The following is an 18534-nucleotide window of genomic DNA, read 5'->3' on the forward strand; positions in this document are numbered from 1 at the left end:
CCGACGTTAACGCGAAGCTTAGACGCTGCTCGGCATCGACTGGCGCGCCGAGCGCCGCCGTTCTGGTCTTCCGCCGACCGTTGACGCCGTTGCTAGCATCGGCGGCCGGTGCTGCAGGTCGGGAGGAGCGGGCCCTTGGTGAGGAAACGCTGGCGCGCGGTGCCCGAGCGATCCGACGGTGCGGGCGCGGACGGGCCGGAGGGCCCGACCGACAGCGGCGGCAGAGCGGCCCGGCGCACGCTGCGTGGTCGCGGGTTGGCCGGCGGGGCGGTGCTCTTCCTCGTCGTCGGCCTCGTGCTGGCCGTCCTGCCCCTTCCGGTCAACGACCTTTCCCCCGGCGACTATGTGGCGAAGAGCTACCCGCGGTCGCCGGCGGACGACATCGGAGGTGACGCCGTCGCGTACACCTCGCCGTTGCCGCCGACCGATGTGGCCGCAACCATCACCAAGTTCTGGCTTCCGGGCCGCGGCTGCGCCGACGCGGAGGGCGTCTACCTGCGTTACGCGGAGGACACCGTGGTGATCCGGCGCGGACGGCAAGGATCGCTGATCCTGGTCGAGAAGTCCGCCACCGCCTACCCGAGGTATGTGAAGCATGTCGCAGGCTACTGGGACCGATGAGCCCGCCAAACGGCCGGCGTGGGCGTTCCCGCTCTTCATCCTCTGTATGGTCGCCGTGCCGGTGCTCTGCCTGGCCGCCTTCGGTGGTGTCGTGACGTTGATCCCCCAGGCCGGGCCGCCCGCCGCGGCCGACGCCGCGGCGACGGCGGCGGCGCTGGAGCGGGCGGCGCGGGCGCAGGGCGTCTGCTACGGCTGGCGGCTGCTGCCGCACCGCGAGCCCCGCAAGCAGTCGGAGGCAATCAGCGTCGGCTCGAGCGCCGGGGCCGGTGTGTCGGTGCGGACCGCCCCCGGCTGCTCCCGATGGCTGGAACTCATCGCCGAGCTCAACACGGGGGCGCGGCACCACAAGGTGCTGTTGAGGCTGGTCGACTGGCGTACCGACGAACACCGGGTGCGCGGCGGACCGCCGCCGGACGGTCTGCGGATCGGTGCGGTGGGGCTGACCGACGAGATCTTCCTCGACGACACCGGCGCGGGCATCCTGCGCGCCGTCCGGGCCCTGCCCCTGATCGCGGCCGAGAAGGGAATCGCCGAGCCAATTTCCGCTGAGTCAGTGCCGCCGGCCGCGCTGCGGCCGCTGCCGCCGGTCGGGAACGACGTGTGGCGCTCCCACCGCCAGGTTCTGGTGCCGGCGCTCCTGCTGTTCGGCCTGGCGACCGTGAGCGCCGTGGTAGCGGTACGGGACTTCCGGCGACGACGGCGCTGACCGGCACCGGACTTCCGGTGGACGGGTGGTGGCCGTCCCGCTCGGCCCGGGCACACCCCGCGGTCCGTGTCGGCTTCCTGCAGGCCGGCCGGGCTACGGCTGTGCCGCGGTGCCGAGCGGCAGATACCAGAACTCGCCGTTCGGCACGCCGTCGACGACCCGGTGTTCGCCGCCGCTGCGCAGCGTCGCGGAGCCGCCGTCGTCCAGGGCGACCAGAACGGCGATCCGGCGCTCGGCGGCGACGTCCCACAGATGCACCGCGGCGTTGGCGCACCCGACGGCGAGCATCCGGCCGTCCGGCGAGTACGCCAGGGACCGGACCAGCCCGGTGTGGCCGTCGAGCCAGCCGTCACACTTGCCGGAGGCGGGATCGGGGTAGATCTGCACCGTCGCGTCGTCGGTGCCCACGGCAAGCGCCCCGTCGGGCGAATACGCGAGCGCGCGCACCGTGCCCGTGCGCGGCTGCGCCGGGGTCGTGGCGGGCGCCTGGTAGATCGACAACGCTCGGCCGTCGTAGCGGGCGGTGACGCCGAGCGCGAAGCCACGGCCGTCGGGGGCGACCGCGACCTCGTCGAGCCGGCGCACCGGCTCCGCGAGACGACCGGCGAACGAGCCGGTGGAGCTGTCCCATGCGCACACCATCTCGTCGTCGGCGACCACGAGGTACCGACCGTCCGGGCTGAAGGCCATGTACCAGATCGGGTTGCGGTGTTCGGTCCATTCCCGCAGCTCGCGCCACGTGCCGGCGTCCCAGATCCGGATGGCGCCGTCGTGGTCCCCGGTGGCGAGCCGGGCGCCGTCCGGCGAGTACGCCAGGGCATAGACCGGCGCCCCGAGACCGGGCAGGGCCCCGACCGAGGCTCCGCTCGCCGCGTCCCAGAACCGCACCGTCTCGTCGTCGGCCACGGCGAGCAGGCCACCACCGGGGCTATACGCCACGGCGTTGACCGCGCCGACGTGGCCGGTCACCCGGTGCATCAGCGCGCCGTCGCCGGTCGCCCAGACCCGGACCGCGGTGTCGTCGGCGGCCGTCGCGAGCCGCTGCCCGTCCGGGCTGAACGCGACCGCGTGCATCTCGCGCGTCACGCCGCCCAGCTCGTACGCGAGCTGACCTGTCGCGGCGTCCCAGCCCCGGACGGTCGAGTCCGCGAGGGAGCCGGTGGCGAGCAAGGCGCCGTCCGGAGTGAAGGCGATGGCCCAGACCTTGCCGTGCGGAGGAAGCACGCCGACCACCTCCCAGCCCGCCGTGGCGTACACCCGCACCTGCTCGTCGTCGGCGACGGCGAGGAGGGACCCGTCCGCGGCCAGCGCGAGCCTGCTGCCGGGCAGCTCGGTCACGAGATCGCCGCCGGCCAGGTCCCACACGCGGATCGCGTCGCGGCCCGCGGTGACGCAGCGCGCGCCATCAGGCAGGAAAGCCACCGAGGACACGGAGTCGGGATGCGGCAGCTCCCGGTAGAGGCTGCCGTCCGCGGTACTCCAGATCCGGACCGATCGGTCCTTCCCATACGCCGGGTTGGTGGCCAGCCACCGCCCGTCGGGCGACGAGACACCCCATCCGAGGGGGCCGGGAGGCGCGGCGAGCGTGCAGCGCAGCGCGCCGGTGGCGACATCGACGAGTTGTTTGTCGTCCTCCGAGCGAATGACCAGATACCACGGCGACCCACCCACACCGGGCAGCAGATGTCCGGCCCGGTACGGCCACGGCCGCGACCTGGTGCGACCCGTACGAATGTCCAGGGTGAGCAGGGCCTGGTAGTGGTGGACGAGCAGCGTGTCCGGCTCGACGCCGAAGACGGCGTCGCCGTACTCGTTCCACTCCGCCAGCGGAGTCCGCGTCGTCAGGTCCCATACCCGCAGCCGATCACCGGAGTGCCCGCTGAACAACAGGCGACCGTCGGAGCTGATGCCGAGCGTGGACGTGCTCCCGGCGTCCGAGGGCCGCATCTGCGGCCACAGGCCGTCATCGTCGCTCACCACAGAGCTCCTCCATCGCTGGTGCGGGCCTCTGAACGCGTGGCCGCGCCGGGATCCGCGCCGTCGCGTCCGCCGGACCGGCAGCGTACCGGAGCCGTGCATCGACCTTCCGCGACGCCGTTGCCGGCATCGGTGGCCGCCGCGGCTCTGAATCCTGGGATCGCGCCCTGCCGGCTCCTTGGCCGCGCCCGTCGCCGTTCGCGTCAGCCCGGGCGGAGACTGTGTGGCATCTCTCGGCGTCGAACCGGTCATCACGGGAGCACGTGTGGAGCTCACCGGCCGACGAGGGCGCTACCGCCCCCCGGGAATCGCATGGAGGAACCGACTGTGCAGACGACAGACCGGACCCGACGGAAGATCCGCCTCTCCCTGGTGCTGACCGTCGCGGGCGTGGCGACGACCGTGCTGCTGGCGCCGGCCGGGCCGGCGGCCGCGGCCGAACCCCGTCCCACCTGCGAGGGCCGGGCGGCCACCATCGTGAGTAGCGGCGCCGTGGTGAACGGCACCGATCGGGACGACGTCATCGTGGTGACCGGGCTGCGACCGTCGGTCAACGCAGGCAGGGGCAACGACCGCATCTGTATGCGCGGCACGGGATCCGCGGTCATCAACGGTAACGAGGGCGACGACCGGATCGTCGGGGCCGGCGCCGACGGCCGCCCGGCCGGATCCGGAGCGGGCACCGCCGACCAGCTCAACGGCGGCGCCGGCAAGGACACCATCTTCGCCGGCATCGGTGTGCGGAACACTCTCAACGGCGGCGACGGCGACGACGCCCTGGACGTCTCGGCGTCCCTCGACGGGAACGTCCTCAACGGCGGTTCCGGCGCTGACACCCTGCTCGCCAGCGGCAACCGGCTGCGCGACCGGGCCGACGGCGGTTCCGGTGCGGACGTCTGCGTCGTGGACGACCGCGACGAGCCCATCAGCTGCACCCGGCGCCTCGCCCGCAGCTGAGTCCGGCTGTCGGCGACCGGGCCGCCGGTTCCCCGCCAGTACGGAACCGGCAGCCCCGCCGTCGCGGTGGCGGCGACCGCCCGCCGAGGAGGTCGACCGGAACGGACGTCACCACGCTGACCTGCGCGCAGATCCGGCAGCTCGTCGACCGGCTGGTCGACGCCGGGCAGTGGCAGAGCGGAGACCGCAATATCCTCATCGTGCTGGACGCCGGCTACGAGGCTCCCCGGATCGCCCGGCTGCTGCGGGATCTGCCGGTAGAGATCATGGGCCGGCTGCGATCCGACCGGGTGCTGCGGCGTGCGACCCCGCTGCGCGTCTACCAAGCGCAGGGTGGACGGCCTGCCAAGCACGGCGGCGAGTTCGTCTTCGGCGATCCCGCCACCTGGGGCGCCGAGCACATGGTCACGGTCACCCGACGCTACGGCCAGGTCCAGGCACAAGCCTGGGACCGGCTGCACCCACGGCTGACCCGCCGCGCGGCGTGGGTCAGCCACGACGAGCCGTTACCGCTCATCGCCGGGACCGCCATCCGGCTCACCGTCGATCACCTGCCCAGCCGGGGGTTAGAGAACAAGCTGAGCTAGCCGTTCAACCTCGAGCTCCATCCAGGCGCTGCGACTGGCCCGTTGAGTCGTCAAGGCGCCGCTAACGAGGCACGGTCGTGTCTCGTCCCATACCCGGCTCGGGTTGCATGGACCTTCGTGATGTCATGATCCTCAGCCGTGCTCAGACTGATCAAGCCAACGACGGAGTTGCATGCAGCGTGGCTGGCGTCACGCGACGAGTGGGGCATCGGTGTTCACCAGCCCGGCGGCGGACTGCGGTCCGGTGATGACATCGAATCCTCGGCCGGTTTCGCCGACTGGGTGGCGCGATTGCAAGGTGAAGGCGACGAGAGCCTGCCGCCCGCCGCAGGCTTGGTGCATGCCGCGTACTGGTGGATCGTCAGCCCGGACGACACGGTCCTGGGTGCCATCTCGCTGCGGTACGCGCTCACCGACTTTCTGCTGCAGGCGGCCGGTCACGTCGGCTACAGCGTCCGTCCGTCGGCGCGGGGTTGCGGCGTGGCGAGCTGGGCGCTCGCTGAGGTATTGGATGTGGCCAGGCGACGACGCCTCGACTCCGTGCTCATCACATGCGACGAGGACAATGTCGCGTCGGCGCGGGTGATCGAGAAGCATGGCGGAGTGCTGGAGGACGTGCGCAACACCCCTGTCGGACGCAAGCGTCGCTACTGGATTGCGCTCTAGCACCGATACGCACACCGGAGGCGACTTGCGCCGCCGCGTCTGCGCTCTATCGATGCTCGTTGTCGTGGTCATGACCGACCGGGCGGAAGCGACCGATGTGTTGGTGCAGTTTCGAGAGCGGTTCTACCGGTGCACTGAGCGCAGAGGAAGGAGCGCACCTCGGCGGCGCGCCCCTTCCTCCCCCGTACGGAACGGCTCAGCCGCAGTGGTCGTTCCACTCCAGCCACGTCATGCCCTTGTAGCCGACGGTGCCGCCCCAGTCGATGCACGCGTTCGGCGCGTAGACGTAGACCGGCCCGGCGTACTTCGTGTAATAGCCCTCGTCGTCGATCCAGTCCCCGTTCTTGGACAGTGCGATGCTGGCCACCATCCAGTCCCGCTTGCCGGGGGTGTCGGAGACCGTGACGACGCAGTTCCAGCCGTTGTTGTAGGTGAGGTAGGCGGTGCCCGTGCCGGTGCCGCCGACCCGCAGTTGGTCGATCACGCGGTAGCCGGCGCCGCAGGCGCCGTTGTAGGAGGCGGCCTGGGCCGGGGCGGCGGTGACCGCCAGCCCGGTGGCGGCGAGCGCGAGGGCCGCGCCTGTGCCCGCCAGCTTGCGTACGAGCTTCACGATGGTTCTCTCCTTCGGTGGGTCAGCAGACCTTGCTCGTGGACCCGCCGACCGAGTTCAGGTAGCCGGTGACGTGCGTGCAGTGCGCGGCGGTGTTCGCCGGGGCACCCCACAACTCCTTGCGGGTCGTGTTGTTCGCCGTGCCCATGCCGTAGTCGGAGCCGCTGTCCGAGTGGTTGACGACGTGCACGTGCAGGTCCCACTTGCTGTGCGTGTTGCGGTACTGCTCCCACACGTAGATGTAGGCGTAGTTGTAGCCGCAGCCGTAGTACTGCTTGACCGACGCGGCCTCCATGCCGCCCACTTTCAGCACCCGCGTCGTGCCGATCTGGCGCACGTCGGAGCAGCTCGGCGGGGTGCTGGCGAGCGCGGGCGTCGGGTTGAGCACGGTCACGACACCGGCGGCGGCGACGGCGGCGGCTCCGGCGAGGGACCGGCGGAGGATCGACATGAGTGTTCCCTTCCGTTTCGTTGGCCGTGCCAGAAAAGCAGCCGGCACCGGGCGGCGGACAGGTGTCGAAACGGCCACCCTTCCCTCCCCTCGGGCGTCCGGAGAGGCTCGGTATCATCGCCTCGCCAATCGAATCCACGAGGCCGGCGAAGACGGGGAGGCGACTGTGCGCCGCCAGGAAACCGCTGCCGGGACCGGCCTGGACATCGGCGTACCCGGATGCCGCGACGCCGCCGAGATCGGCCGCGGCGGATTCGGCGTCGTCTACCGGGTCCGGCAGCCGGCCTTCTCGCGGACGGTCGCCGTCAAGGTGCTCGCCGCCGACGGCCTCGACGCCGACGCCCGCCGCCGCTTCGAGCGCGAGGTGCAGGCGATGGGGCGGCTCTCCGGCCACCCGCACATCGTCACCGTGCACCAGGCCGGGTTCACCGCCGCCGGCAACCCGTACCTTCTCATGGCCTATGAGGAGGGCGGTTCGCTCGCGGGCCGGGGGCCGGCACCCTGGCCGGAGGCCGTGGCGGGCGGCATCGCGATCGCGGGTGCCCTGGAGAGCGCCCACCGCGCCGGCGTTCTGCACCGTGACGTCAAACCCGAGAACATCCTGATCTCCCGGTACGGCGACCCGAAGCTGGCCGACTTCGGCCTGGCCCGCCCGGTGCGCCGGACCGCCCCGCCGCCGAGCACGGTCACCGCGACCGTGCTGCACGCCGCCCCGGAGGTGCTGCGGGGCCATCCGTCCACGGTGGCCTCCGACGTCTACTCGCTGGCCTCGACGCTCTTCTGGTGGCTGCGCGGCGACACCGCCTTCGGCGCGGCGCCGCGGGAGCCCGTCGGCGATCTCGTCGCGCGCGTCGTCGCCACCCCCGTGCCCGACCTGCGGCCGCACGGCGTGCCCGACGCCGTCTGCGCGGTGCTGGAACGGGCGATGGCCAAGGATCCCGCCGCCCGGCCCGCCTCGGCCGCCCGTTTCGCCGAGGAGCTGCAGGAGGCGCAGCGGGCGACCGGCCACGCCGTCACGCCGCTGCTCGCCGGTGACGAGGAGGGTGACGGCTCCGGCACGGCGTCCGGCGGGCTGGTCTCCGCACCCGTCGGGGCGCCGCGGGCGGGCGGCATGTCGGCGACCGTCGTGACCGGATCCGCCCGGCGGGCGGTCCCGGCCCGGGCCGCCGGGGCGGCGTTCGTGGCGGCGGTGACGCTCGTGCTCGCCGGCGGCTCGGGCGTCGTGCGTAACCCGGCGGTCGCCGCGCCCACCGTCGTCGACTTCGGCGGTCAGGAGATCAGCGGGTCCGCCGCCGAGCTCCCGGTGGCGGTGCGCAACGACGGCGGCCGGCCGGTGCTGGTCCGCCCGATGGCGCTCGACGGCCCCGACTTCCGGATCGTCGCCGACGGGTGTGCCGCTCAGCCGATCGTGCCCGGCGCCGGCTGCGAGGTTCGGATCGCGTTCGCGCCCACGGGCACCGGGCCGCGGCGGGGCACGCTGCGACTGCCCGGGCGTACGGTCGCCGTCACCGGCTCGGGCCTGCTCTCGTACGCGGCCGACGACGATCCGCCCCCGGGGCCCTGTTACGCCGACGCTTACCAGGTCGGGCAGTCGGCGTACGGCTACGTCGGCGGCCAGAAGGCGATCTCGGTGAAGCAATATTGGTCGCCCGGCTGCCGCAGGGTGATGGCGTACGCGTGGGTCTGGAAGCAGTACCGCGACAACGCCGGGCCGCGCGGCACCTGGTCGGTCCGGCTCGGCATCGCGGGGCGCGGCGACGGGGAGCGGGCGTCCGGCCAGCCGCTGGAGCTGTGGACGGACCCGGTCGCGGCCACCACCGGATGCACCCGCGCCACCGCCACCATGACCGGCACGGGCCTGGCGGAACCGCTGGCCGTCACGACCGCCGCGCACTGCCCGTGAGCTATCTCGAGATGCACCAGGACGGGGCCGTGCGGCTGGTCCCGCTGACCACCGGCCCGCTGGCGATCGGCCGGGCGCCGGCCAACGAGCTGACCATCGACAGCCGCAGCGTCTCGCGGCTGCACGCGGTGGTGGAGCGCTTCCCGTCCGGCTGGTCGATCCGCGACCTGGGCAGCACCAACGGCACCGTGGTCAACGGCGCGCGGCTGCGCCAGGCCCGGCAGTTGCGCGACGGCGACCGCATCGAGATCGGCCCGGCCCGGCTGCTGTTCCGGGCGCCGGCGGATCACCCGGCCACGGAGACGGTGAGCACCGACCCGCCGCCGGCCCCACCGGCGCTGACCCGCCGGGAACGCGACGTGCTGGCGGAGCTGTGCGCGCCGTACACGGCGGGCGGCTCGGCGTTTCCGGAGCCGCCGTCGGTGCGCGCGCTGGCGTCCGCGCTGGGGCTGTCGGAGAGCGCGGTGAAGAAGCACCTGACGCATCTGTTCGACAAGTTTGCCCTGCTGAGCAACGCCGATCGGCGGCGTTCCCGGCTGGCCGCGGAGGCCGTCCGGCGTGGTGTCTGCGCCCCGGGGCCGGACGGCTGACCGCCGCCCGGCCGCGGAGGCCGTCCGGCGTGGTGTCTGCGCCCCGGGGCCGGACGGCTGACCGCCGCCCGGCCGCGGAGGCCGTCCGGCGTGGTGTCTGCGCCCCGGGGCCGGCCGGCCGACCCGTCGCCCGATCGCGCCCGGAATGTCCGATACCCGGCACCGATCGACGGCCGCGAGGGTGACACGATCTCCGCATGCGTTCGGCGTCACCGGAGCCGCACGGGCCGTCCCGGCCCCACCCGGCGATCTTCGTCCCGTCCCGCCGCCGGCACCCGGACGACTGGCTCGACCGGCGCTGCGACGAGGTGATCTCACCCGCCGTACGGACGGCGTTGTGGGACTTCGTGCGCGAGACGGTGCCGGTGACCCACCCCGGCGCCACGGCGCCGGCGGGCAGGCCGCGGTTGTCCGGCCTCAACGACGGCCGCGGCGCGGCGGTGAAGATCGCCATGCTCAGCGCCGACGGCGGCGCGGGCGCGTGTCTGGTGCTGCGGGCCGGTCCGGGCGTGCCGGAGCCCGGTCCCGGTCCGCACCGCCCGTGGCGTCAGGAGCTCGGTGCCCCGGGGGTGCGCGCGGGCGCTACGGCCGTCACCGGCATCGAGCAGGTGACGGCCGCCGACGTGGCGGCCCTGCTGGGCGGTGCACCGTCCGCGGGCGCCGCAGCCGAGCCGGCGGCATCGCCGGTCCGGCCCTGGCTCGTGGTGCGGGTCGCCGTGCCGGAGGCGACGGGTACGCTCTCCGTCGATCCGGGCGACGGGTTGCTGCGGCCGGTCCTGGACTTCACGGTGCTCGCCCTCGACGGCCCCCGGCCGCCGGGGGAGCGTCCGGCTCGCTGCCCGCTGTGCGGGTGCGGGCGCATCCGCCGCTACGCCACCTTCGACCTGTGCCCCGACTGCGGCTGGATCGCCCGGGGTCCCGGCGCTACGAGGCGCCACCACCCGGCTTCCGACCCGGCGTTGCCGTGACCCGCGACGCCTCCGCGGGACCGTCGCTGGCGGCCCGCTGCTGCGGCACGGCGCCGCGCCGTCCCGCCTCGGCGGACTCGGACCGGGGCGTGGTCCATCCACGGGCGGCCAGCGCCAGGCGGGCCTCATCGGCGTCGTTCCACTCGACCTTGCCCTCCGCGAGGGCCTGGTACCGCTCGTGTCCCTTGCCCGCGAGGACGATGGTGTCGCCGGGCTCCGCCCGGGCGACGAGCGCGCGGAGCGCCTCCCGGCGGTCGACGTTCACGCTGACGTCACCGGTCGCGCCCTCGCGCTCCCGGGCCCCCACGAGGATCTCCTCCGCGATCGCCGCCGGATCCTCGTGCAGCGGATTGTCCGCGGTCACCATCACCACGTCGGCCAGGCCGGCGGCGACCGCTCCCATGGGCGCGCGGTTGGCCGCGTCGCGTCCGCCCGCGTGCCCGAAGAGCACCATCAGTCGGTTCTTGGTCTGGGGCCGGACCGTGCGCAGGACGGTCGCCAGCGCGTGCGGCGTGTGGGCGAAGTCCACGAAAACCTTGAAGGGCTGCCCGCAGTCGATGCTCTCCAGCCGGCCGTCCACGGTGGTGACCTCGGCCGCGGCGCGGATCGCCTCCAGCGGCACGCCCAGGCCCAGCGTGGTCGCCGCGGCGGCCAGCCAGTTGTAGACGTTCACCCGGCCGGGGATCACGGAGACGATCTCCTGGTCGCCCCACGGGGTGGTCAGGGTGAAGGTGGTCCGGTCGGGCTCGCACCGGATGTCGACGGCCCGCACGTCGGCGTCGTTCTCGATGCCGTAGCTCAGGATCCGGCGCGGGCCGTGCTGGCGCATGACGGCCGAGGCCGGATCGTCGGCGTTGACGACGCCGAAGCCGTCCGGCGACTTCTGCGCCACCATCGCGAACAGCTTTGCCTTGGCGGCGGCGTACTCCGGCATGCTGCCGTGGAAGTCCAGGTGCTCCGGCGTGAGGTTGGTGAAGACGGCGACCTGGAAGGCGCAGCCGCGTACCCGCTGCAGGGCCAGGGCGTGCGAGCTCACCTCGGTCACCGCCGTGGTGCACCCGGCGTCCGCCATCCCGGCCAGCATGCGGTGCAGGTCGCCCGCCTCGGGGGTGGTGAAGCCGAAGCCGGCCGGCGGGGCCCCGTCTCCGGCGGTCATCCCCACCGTGCTCAGCCGCCCGGATCGCTCGCCGTGTGCCTCGAGCACCGCGTGGATCATGTGCGTCGTGGTGGTCTTGCCGTCCGTGCCGGTCACGCCGATCAGGCGCAGCCGCTCGGGGGAGGGGCCGTACACGGCGGCCGCGAAGTCGGCGAGCGCGGCGCGGGTGGAGGGGACCCGGATGACCACGGTGCCGTCCGGCACGTCGACCGGCCCCTCCGTCACGACGCCGGCGGCGCCGCGGGCGAGCGCGTCGGCGACGAACCGGCGGGCGTCGTGGTTCTCCCCGGGGATGGCGACGAACAGGTCACCCGCGGCCACGCGGCGCGAGTCGTGCGTGACGCCGGAGACCGCGGCGTCCGCCTCACCCTGCACCAGGCTGGCGGCGGGCACGGCAGCGAGAAGGCTCCGGAGGGTCGGGTTTACCGCATTTTCGCCGTTTCTGGACAAATCCACCACGTCAGCCAACGGCCTTTCCGGAGGTAGCGGAATTACTCTGAGCAGCGAAGCGATTCTTGTCAGTGATGGGCATTTCCCAGGTGCCCAAGTATGCCCGATAGCGTCCACCGAATGACTGCTTGAACTGGGTGAAACCCGCCCACGGGTGATCGGGCTGGTCGGCCGGGGCGGCTCCCATGAAGTCGAACACCGCCTGGCCACGCGCCTGCGCGTCGAGGACCATGGTGGCGAGCATCGGCCCGCCCGGGTGCAGGTTGCGGGCCTCGAGCAGGCTGCCGGAGTGTGCGTAGTAGCGCGTGGTGGCGCTGTCGTACACGATGGCGGCGGCGACCGGCTTGTCGTGGTGCCGGGCGACATACAGGGTGGCCGCGTCCCGGTCGAGCAGTGCCTTGGCCTGGCGTCGGTAGTAGTCGTCCTCGTGCGGCTGCATGCCCGTGTTGTTGGAGACGTCGTGGATCATGTCCAGCAGGATCTCCACGTCGGCCACGTCGGTGCTGGACGTGATGCTCAGCCCCTTCTTGTGGGCGTTGCGGAACCGGTTGCGGTTGTTCGCCGAGAACTCGCTGAAGAGCTCGTCGCGGGTCTTGCGGAGGTCCTGCACCCAGGTCAGGCCCGGCTGGAGGTTGCGGGCGGGAAAGAAGCCGAGCGCCGCGACGTCGTCACGCCCGACCGGGGCCCACGGCTCCGACCGGATGAACAGCACGCTGTGCTTCTCGCCGAGCGCGCGCAGGGCGCTCACGGCGGCGGTGAAGGCCTCGGGGCCCTCCGCGACCGGGCCGTACGGGGCGTACAGCCGGGCGTTCTCCCCGGCGCGCTCCAGGATCGCCATGCACTGCCAGCCCGGTCCCTCGCCGAAGAAGACCTCTCGTCCCATGGACTGCTGGAATGCCGCCCAATGGGTGCTTTGCAGGAAATGGCCGTCGCGGTCGGATAATTGCTGGTCCCACGAAGCGCCGGGCAATACGGAGTGCCACGGCCAAGATACATCGAGTGACATCGGAATCCTCCACGAGGCATTAGGACGTCGACAACCTTAAAGCGGAATGGGCGCCCGATCGGGGGCGGGCCGCTTCTGAGCGCAATTTGTGACGCATCGGGCGACACCGTACCGGCCGTCTGGTCGCTCCCGGGTGTTCGCTCAGGCCGGCGGTGTGACGGTCGATACCAGGGGCATGTTGCGCCGACTCGCTCTCGTGCTCGCTGTCGTCCTCGGGGCAGGCGTCCTCGCCACCCCGGCGGCCGCCGCGTCCGGATCCTGCCTGCCCACCGGTGGCGGTCCGCGGTGCCAGGTCTGGACCGGCAAGGCGGTGCGCGTCGGCGACGGCGACACCATCCTGGTCGACATCACCGGCGACGGCCGCAACAACCCGCGCTGGATCCGGCTCATCAACGTGCAGGCCATGGAGCTGACCGTCTACTCCACGACGCCGTCGCGCCGGCGCGGGCACTGCCACGCGGTGGCCGCCGCGGCGCGGCTCGAGCAGCTTCTTCGGGCCGGCGGCGGGGTCGTCCGGATGACCGCGCAGCACGCCTCGAGCTCCAGCAAGAACCGGCCGCTGCGCGCCGTCCAGGTCCGTATCGACGGGCAATGGCGCGACGTCGGACTCGACCTGCTGCGGCGCGGCCTGACGTTGTGGCAGCCGTTCAAGGGCGAGTACGCGTGGAACGCGTCGTACCGGACGGCGCAGGCCCGGGCCGCCCGGGACCGCCTCAACCTCTACGACACCGACGCCTGCGGGAGCGGGCCGTCGCAGAACGCGGCCATCTCGGCCTTCGTCAACTACGACGCCGAGGGCCAGGACGACAAGAACCTCAACGGAGAGTACGTCCGTCTCGACAACGCCTCCGCCTCCGCCGTGCCGATCGCCGGCTGGTGGGTCCGCGACTCGGGCCTGCGGCGCTACACGTTCCGAGCGGGCAGCGTGATCCCCGCCCACGGCTCGGTCTACGTGCACGTCGGCAAGGGCAGGGACACCGCCACCCACAAGTACTGGGGCCTGACCAGGCCGGTCTTCGACAACCCGACCGACGACGCGCAGGCGCTGGGCGACGGCGCGTACCTGTTCGATCCCCGGGGCGACATGCGCGCCTGGATGCAGTACCCGGTCGGCGCCCCGGTGGCCACCCGCGCCCCGGCCTGACAGGCCCTAAGCTGTCCGGCGACGGACAGCGAGGGGGCATCATGGTCGAGGTCGCCGGCGAGCGTGAGCGCCTGCCCGGGTCGCGCCCGGCGGATGCGGCGCGGCTGCCCCGGGGCCGCCACGACCTGCCCCGGGAGTTCGTCTCGCGCACCCAGCGGGACCGGCTCATCGACGCGATGGCCCGGGTGGTGGCGCAGAAGGGGTATGCGAACGCCTCCCTGACCGAGGTCTGCACCACCGCGGGCGTCTCGACGCGCGCCTTCTACGAGCACTTCGCCGACAAGGAGACGTGCCTGATCGCGGCCTTCGATCTCGGGGTCGGTCTGATGCAGAAGACGGTCGCCGAGGCGTTCGCCCAGCCCGCTCTCTGGCCCCAGCGCATCCACCGCGGGCTTGACACGCTGCTGCGGATCCTCGCCGCCGAGCCCGCGTTCGCGGCGCTCGCCGTCGTGGAGGCGCTCGCCGCCGGGCCGCGGGCTCGGGAGCGGCGGCGCATGCTGCTGGAAAGCTACGCCCGCTTCTTCGCCGAGGTGCCCCGGCGCCCCGGCGGGCCTGCGGTGCCCGACGGGGTCGTGGAGGCCGTCATCGCCGGCGTGTACGGGATCATCTTCGATCTGGTCTCGACGGGCCGGGCGGCGGAGCTTCCGGACCGCCTGCCCGACCTGACCTATTTCGTCCTGGCGCCCTTCCTGGGCCCGACCATCGCGGCCCGGTTGGCGAACGCCCCCCTGAGCCACCCTCAGCCCTCCTGGGGCGGTGGGGGAGTGCCGTCGGAAACGGTGATCTGCTGAGCGGGATCCGTGACGTCGGTGATCACGTACGTCGCCCGGAAGGTCGCCGTCGTGGCGCCGGTGGGACAGGCGAAGCCGCCGGTCACCCGGATCGGCAGCGTGACGCCGGCGGAGAAGTCGAGGACCGGCGGTCCGGCCTCGCCGCCTGAGCGCCACGGCCCGCTCACCGACGCCGGTCCGTCGGGTGCCACCGTGACCGTGCACGAGGCGAGGCCGGTGATGGTGGTGACCACGCCGGCGGCGGGGATGGTCATCGTGCCGGTGGAGCCCGCGGGGTCGTACTGCAGGGCGATCGTCCATGGGCCGTTGGTGTCGTTGGAGACCGTGCGGGCCGTCGTGAACGGCACGTTGGTCGGGCAGTTGGCGCCGTTGTTGCCGAACGTCGCCGGGCTGACCGGGGAGACGACCGGGCCGTCGGGGCTGGTGTTGGCAGGCTCGGCCGGCACCTGGCCGGTGGTGGCGGACTGGCTGCAGTTCACGGTGGTGTTGCCGACCACGAAGGCCGCGGTCGTGCCGCTCACCAGGGCGGCGGCGTAGTCGTGCCCGGCCGGCCCGACGGTGGTGCCGGGGGCGAGCCCCAGCGCGGGTGCGGCGGGCAGCGCGCCGAGGCCGAGGCCGAGGGCGGCGACGACGCCCGTACGAACGAGGTGTCGCATCGTTTCTCCTTAGAAGCACTCGTCCTTGCCCCAGTGCAGGGCCAGCTTGAGGTCGCGCAGGTTGAACTCGGCCGCGTTGGTGGACCAGGCGACCTGCTTGAGGTTGGTGATGGTGACCTTCTCGGCCTGCTGGCTGAAGAAGCCCTCGCGGCGCTGTGCCTTCTCGCCGGGGTCGTTCTCCGGCCCCTTGTCGAGGGTGGACGCGTCGCGGCCGATCTCGATGGTCTCGAACTTGGCGTTGCCGTCGAGCTGGGACATGTCGACGACCATGTTGCGGGCGGTGACCGGCTGGGTGCCGGTGCCCGCACGGATGACCAGGCTCACCGAGCCGAAGTCGCCGAGGTCGGTGACCACCGACTGGCACAGGTTCTTGAGCGTCGCCGTCTTCATGGCCGAGACCGCGACCGGTTCGGGCTTCTGGGACGGGGGGTTGCTGCCGGGGTCGAGGCGGGCATCGACCGTGCCGTACTGGATGAAGCCGGTCGCCACGAGCTCGTCGGCGCTGACCTTGAACTGCTGGCCGGAGACCACGAAGGTCGCCGCCAGCGCGCCGTTCGAGATGAGCGACACCATGCCGGCGGTGGCGACGGCGCTGAGCGCCATCACCACGCCGAAACGGCGCCAGTTCGTGCGTCCCGGGGATGTCGAGGGGTGATCCGTCACCGTCGTCACTCCGTCCGGAGATCGTCGAGAAAAGGTGGGTTTTCTCAGTGGCTCGGACGGTAGTCAAGACATTAACAACTGTCAATGAACGGAAGAAGGCGGCCAGGAGCGCAGCGCCCACCACCACCGCACCGTCTCCAGCACCGTCAGCCGCTCGGCGAGCCCGGTCAGCTCCTGCAGCCGGCGCAGCCGGTAGCGGACCGTGTTCGGGTGCAGGTGCAGCGCCTCCGCGGTCCGGTCCAGCCGCTGCCCGTGGTCCAGATAGGCCAGCGCCGTCGAGGCGAGCTCGTGGTGGAACTCGTCGCCGGGGTCCAGGCCGCCGAGCAGGCTTTCGCTGAGGAAGCCGGCCAGCATCGGCTGCGCCGCGAGCGCCGTCTCGCCGGCCAGGCCGGCCACGCCGTGCATCCCGGTCCGGCGAATCCCGGCCGGGGCGTCGCCGCCGGCCGCACGCAGGGCGGTGAGGCACAGGGCGTACGCGGCCGGCGCCCGATCGAGGCCGACCGCCGGGGTGGTCACCACCAGCGCCGCCGTGGCGGGAGCCGGCGAGGGCAGCCGCGGGACGAGCCCGGCCAGCCGCCCGGCGACCGGGGCGACGACCCCGCCGCGGCGGGCGAGGGCTCCCTCCAGGCTCCGGATCTGCGCCGGGTCGGCGGCGTCGGCGGCCAGGCAGTGGTAGCGGCCGCCGGCGTGCAGGCCGAAGCGGGCCGGGTCCGGCCCGCCGCCGCCGCGCCCGCCGAGCAGCAGCATCCGCAACACGGCGATCCGGGCGTCGCGGTGGTTGCGCCGCAGGTCCCGCCGCGCCGCCCGGTACGCCTCGACGACCTGCCGCTCCAGCAGGATCCCGTACCGGTCGAGCCGCAGCAGGGCCTGCATCATGACCTCGGCCGGGATGCCGGCCGCCCGTCCCCGCTCGATCGCGATCTCCAGGATCCGGCCACGGCCGGCGTGCACGCCGGACAGCAGCGCCGCGACCGGCACGCCGAGCGCCGCCCGCCCGGCGCCGAAGCGGCAGGCCTCGGTGAACTCCGGCTCGCCCTCGCGGGTGAAGGCGGCGAACCCGGCGGCCAGCAGGGCGGCCACCGCGTGCCGGATCTCCGGCGACGGTCGCCGGGGCGCCTCGGGGAACGCCGCCCCGACCGCGCGCACCACTTCGTCGACGAGGTGGGTGTCCGCCGCCAGTTCCTGCACGAGCGCCGTGAGGGCGTCCTCGCGCGGTTGTGGTCGGTGCACAACGGGCGGCTGCGGCATTGGTTCCCGTCCTCTACCGGCACGGGTGACATTCATTGTTCCCTATGCGTTACCGCAAAGTAACATCGCGGGGCGCCCGGCGGAACACCCACGGCGCCCCGCCCGTCCGCCGGAGGCGTCCGTGAGCGCTGCGTCCGTACCCGAGAAGTCCCGGGCCCTGGCCGCCTTCCTGCTGGCGGCGTCCGTCGGCGCCGTGCCCGCGGCGGCGAGCGCGGCCGCGGCGCCCCCGCTGCGCGAGGTCATGTTCGTCGGCAACAATTGGGACGGGACGGTCGACGTCATCGAGTCCCGCGGCGCCTTCGCCTCCCTCGGCCGCATCGGCGTCGTGCCCGACCGCCTGGAGCGGCTCCGGGAGATCTACTCGGATCCGATCAAGCTCGTCTTCTACCTCGGCGTGCGGCTCGGCCCCGGCGAGGGCCACGACCAGCTCGTCGACGACATGTACACCACCCCCGCCGGCGACGCGCTGGTGGTCTCGCGCCCGAGCTTCGCCGACGTGGTCTCGATCGACCTCGCCACCGGGGCGGTGAAGTGGCGGTTCCCGGTATCCGGGTTCCGCAGCGACCACATGGCGGTGTCTCCCGACGGCCGGTCCGTCGCCGTCTCCGCCTCGACCTCCAACACCCTGCACGTGCTGGACATCGTCACCGGCCGGGAGCTCGGCTCGTTCGCCACCGGCGACCAGCCGCACGAGAACCTCTACACCGACGGTGGGCGGTATCTGTGGAACTCGTCGATCGGCGCGGTCATGACGTCTCTGGACGACCCCTCCCAGGACTGGACCAAGGGCGACCGGCACATCACGATCGCCGACACGCAGACCTTCCGCACCGTACGCACGATCGACATGCGCCCGCGTCTCGACGCGATCGGCCGCTCCGACCTGTCCGACGCCGTACGCCCGGCCGTCTTCACCCCCGACGAGTCCACCCTGTACTTCCAGGTGTCCTTCTCCGGCGGCCTGGTGGAGTACGACGTGGCGGGCGACCGCATCACCCGGGTGCGCGAGCTGCCCAAGAACCCGGCCACGAACGAGGACCGCACCACCTGGGTGAACGACTCGCGCCACCACGGGCTGTCGATGAGCCCGGACGGCACCAAGCTCTGCGTGGCCGGCACCGTCGACGACTACGCCACGATCGTCGACCGGGCCACCCTCACGCCGGGCGAACTGGTCGGCGCGAGCAAGCCGTACTGGGCGACGGTCAGCGGCGACGGGCAGAGCTGCGTCATCTCGGAATCCGACGCCGACCGGGTGTCGGCGATCAGCTTCGCGACCGGCCGCCGGATCGCCTCCGTCGCGGTCGGCGACCACCCGCAGCGGGTCCGAGTCGGGCACATCCCCACGACCTGGACACCGCCCGGCGCGAGGTGATGTGCTGCG

Annotated in this window: 18 protein-coding genes and 1 pseudogene; 11 read left to right on the forward strand and 8 right to left on the reverse strand. The window is 72.9% G+C overall.

Annotation, left to right across the window (positions count from 1 at the left end; translation table 11 throughout):
- The first annotated feature begins 159 nt into the window (after nucleotides 1-159).
- Nucleotides 160-621: a DUF4247 domain-containing protein gene (locus EDD30_RS35285; RefSeq protein ID WP_170047354.1), complete on the forward strand. Its 462-nt coding sequence runs from the start codon at nucleotides 160-162 to the stop codon at nucleotides 619-621.
- Nucleotides 596-1327: a hypothetical protein gene (locus tag EDD30_RS35290; RefSeq protein WP_143162743.1), complete on the forward strand. Its 732-nt coding sequence runs from the start codon at nucleotides 596-598 to the stop codon at nucleotides 1325-1327. The genes EDD30_RS35285 and EDD30_RS35290 overlap by 26 nt, the downstream gene beginning before the upstream one ends.
- 93 nt (nucleotides 1328-1420) lie before the next feature.
- On the opposite strand, the gene EDD30_RS35295 is transcribed toward EDD30_RS35290, so the two are convergent.
- On the reverse strand, nucleotides 1421-3304 hold the full coding sequence (locus tag EDD30_RS35295; RefSeq protein WP_170047356.1) for a WD40 repeat domain-containing protein: 1884 nt from the start codon (nucleotides 3302-3304) through the stop codon (nucleotides 1421-1423).
- Between the two features lie 327 nt (nucleotides 3305-3631).
- Between EDD30_RS35295 and EDD30_RS35300 the strand changes: the two genes are divergently transcribed.
- The 3 genes and pseudogenes from EDD30_RS35300 (at nucleotide 3632) to EDD30_RS35310 (ending at nucleotide 5514) form a co-directional block, all read left to right on the forward strand.
- Nucleotides 3632-4261 carry a hypothetical protein gene (locus tag EDD30_RS35300; protein WP_143162744.1) on the forward strand — a complete coding sequence of 210 codons (630 nt, stop codon included), beginning with the start codon at nucleotides 3632-3634 and terminating at the stop codon, nucleotides 4259-4261.
- A gap of 86 nt (nucleotides 4262-4347) precedes the next feature.
- Nucleotides 4348-4827 (forward strand): annotated as a pseudogene (locus EDD30_RS35305) (transposase); the annotation flags it as partial.
- Nucleotides 4828-4986: 159 nt separating this feature from the next.
- A complete protein-coding gene (locus EDD30_RS35310) occupies nucleotides 4987-5514 on the forward strand; it encodes a GNAT family N-acetyltransferase (RefSeq protein WP_071806394.1) in 528 nt (175 codons plus the stop codon).
- Nucleotides 5515-5710: 196 nt separating this feature from the next.
- On the opposite strand, the gene EDD30_RS35315 is transcribed toward EDD30_RS35310, so the two are convergent.
- Together EDD30_RS35315 and EDD30_RS39610 are read right to left on the reverse strand one after the other, a co-directional pair.
- Nucleotides 5711-6124, reverse strand: coding sequence for a hypothetical protein (locus EDD30_RS35315; protein WP_071806395.1), 414 nt, complete (start codon nucleotides 6122-6124; stop codon nucleotides 5711-5713).
- Nucleotides 6125-6146: 22 nt separating this feature from the next.
- Entirely contained in the window at nucleotides 6147-6575 is a 429-nt protein-coding gene (locus tag EDD30_RS39610; protein WP_071806396.1) for a hypothetical protein, read from the reverse strand.
- A gap of 166 nt (nucleotides 6576-6741) precedes the next feature.
- On the opposite strand from EDD30_RS39610, the gene EDD30_RS35325 reads away from it, so the two are divergent.
- The 3 genes from EDD30_RS35325 (at nucleotide 6742) to EDD30_RS35335 (ending at nucleotide 10036) form a co-directional block, all read left to right on the forward strand.
- The gene (locus EDD30_RS35325; protein WP_170208304.1) at nucleotides 6742-8478 is read left to right on the forward strand and encodes a serine/threonine-protein kinase; all 1737 of its coding nucleotides are present in this window, start codon (nucleotides 6742-6744) and stop codon (nucleotides 8476-8478) included.
- The gene (locus tag EDD30_RS35330) at nucleotides 8475-9068 is read left to right on the forward strand and encodes an FHA domain-containing protein (RefSeq protein WP_211277903.1); all 594 of its coding nucleotides are present in this window, start codon (nucleotides 8475-8477) and stop codon (nucleotides 9066-9068) included. Before EDD30_RS35325 ends, EDD30_RS35330 begins: the two co-directional genes overlap by 4 nt.
- 197 nt (nucleotides 9069-9265) lie before the next feature.
- Entirely contained in the window at nucleotides 9266-10036 is a 771-nt protein-coding gene (locus EDD30_RS35335; RefSeq protein WP_071807705.1) for a hypothetical protein, read from the forward strand.
- Here EDD30_RS35335 and EDD30_RS35340 read toward each other — a convergent pair.
- Nucleotides 9993-11759, reverse strand: a complete 1767-nt coding sequence (locus EDD30_RS35340; RefSeq protein ID WP_280526194.1) for a UDP-N-acetylmuramoyl-L-alanyl-D-glutamate--2,6-diaminopimelate ligase — start codon at nucleotides 11757-11759, stop codon at nucleotides 9993-9995. The two genes, EDD30_RS35335 and EDD30_RS35340, sit on opposite strands and share 44 nt — an antisense overlap.
- On the reverse strand, nucleotides 11653-12525 hold the full coding sequence (locus tag EDD30_RS35345; RefSeq protein WP_071807709.1) for a lipid II:glycine glycyltransferase FemX: 873 nt from the start codon (nucleotides 12523-12525) through the stop codon (nucleotides 11653-11655). The genes EDD30_RS35340 and EDD30_RS35345 overlap by 107 nt, the downstream gene beginning before the upstream one ends.
- 298 nt (nucleotides 12526-12823) lie before the next feature.
- Between EDD30_RS35345 and EDD30_RS35350 the strand changes: the two genes are divergently transcribed.
- Both EDD30_RS35350 and EDD30_RS35355 read left to right on the forward strand, forming a co-directional pair.
- The gene (locus EDD30_RS35350; RefSeq protein ID WP_071807711.1) at nucleotides 12824-13792 is read left to right on the forward strand and encodes a lamin tail domain-containing protein; all 969 of its coding nucleotides are present in this window, start codon (nucleotides 12824-12826) and stop codon (nucleotides 13790-13792) included.
- A gap of 41 nt (nucleotides 13793-13833) precedes the next feature.
- Nucleotides 13834-14583, forward strand: coding sequence for a TetR/AcrR family transcriptional regulator (locus EDD30_RS35355; RefSeq protein ID WP_071807713.1), 750 nt, complete (start codon nucleotides 13834-13836; stop codon nucleotides 14581-14583).
- Here EDD30_RS35355 and EDD30_RS35360 read toward each other — a convergent pair.
- The 3 genes from EDD30_RS35360 to EDD30_RS35370 all read right to left on the reverse strand — a co-directional run bounded on the left by EDD30_RS35360 (nucleotide 14532) and on the right by EDD30_RS35370 (nucleotide 17150).
- On the reverse strand, nucleotides 14532-15239 hold the full coding sequence (locus tag EDD30_RS35360; RefSeq protein ID WP_123678691.1) for a hypothetical protein: 708 nt from the start codon (nucleotides 15237-15239) through the stop codon (nucleotides 14532-14534). The two genes, EDD30_RS35355 and EDD30_RS35360, sit on opposite strands and share 52 nt — an antisense overlap.
- A gap of 9 nt (nucleotides 15240-15248) precedes the next feature.
- Complete coding sequence (locus EDD30_RS35365) at nucleotides 15249-15902, reverse strand: DUF6230 family protein (RefSeq protein WP_123678905.1); 654 nt, start codon at nucleotides 15900-15902, stop codon at nucleotides 15249-15251.
- An 81-nt stretch (nucleotides 15903-15983) separates the two neighbouring features.
- Complete coding sequence (locus EDD30_RS35370; protein ID WP_123678692.1) at nucleotides 15984-17150, reverse strand: PucR family transcriptional regulator; 1167 nt, start codon at nucleotides 17148-17150, stop codon at nucleotides 15984-15986.
- 121 nt (nucleotides 17151-17271) lie between these two features.
- Here EDD30_RS35370 and EDD30_RS35375 point away from each other — a divergent pair, with 121 nt between their 5' ends.
- The gene (locus EDD30_RS35375; RefSeq protein ID WP_071807563.1) at nucleotides 17272-18525 is read left to right on the forward strand and encodes a YncE family protein; all 1254 of its coding nucleotides are present in this window, start codon (nucleotides 17272-17274) and stop codon (nucleotides 18523-18525) included.
- The last annotated feature ends 9 nt before the right edge of the window (nucleotides 18526-18534 follow it).

It is taken from the genome of Couchioplanes caeruleus, from assembly GCF_003751945.1.
GTDB lineage: Bacteria > Actinomycetota > Actinomycetes > Mycobacteriales > Micromonosporaceae > Actinoplanes > Actinoplanes caeruleus.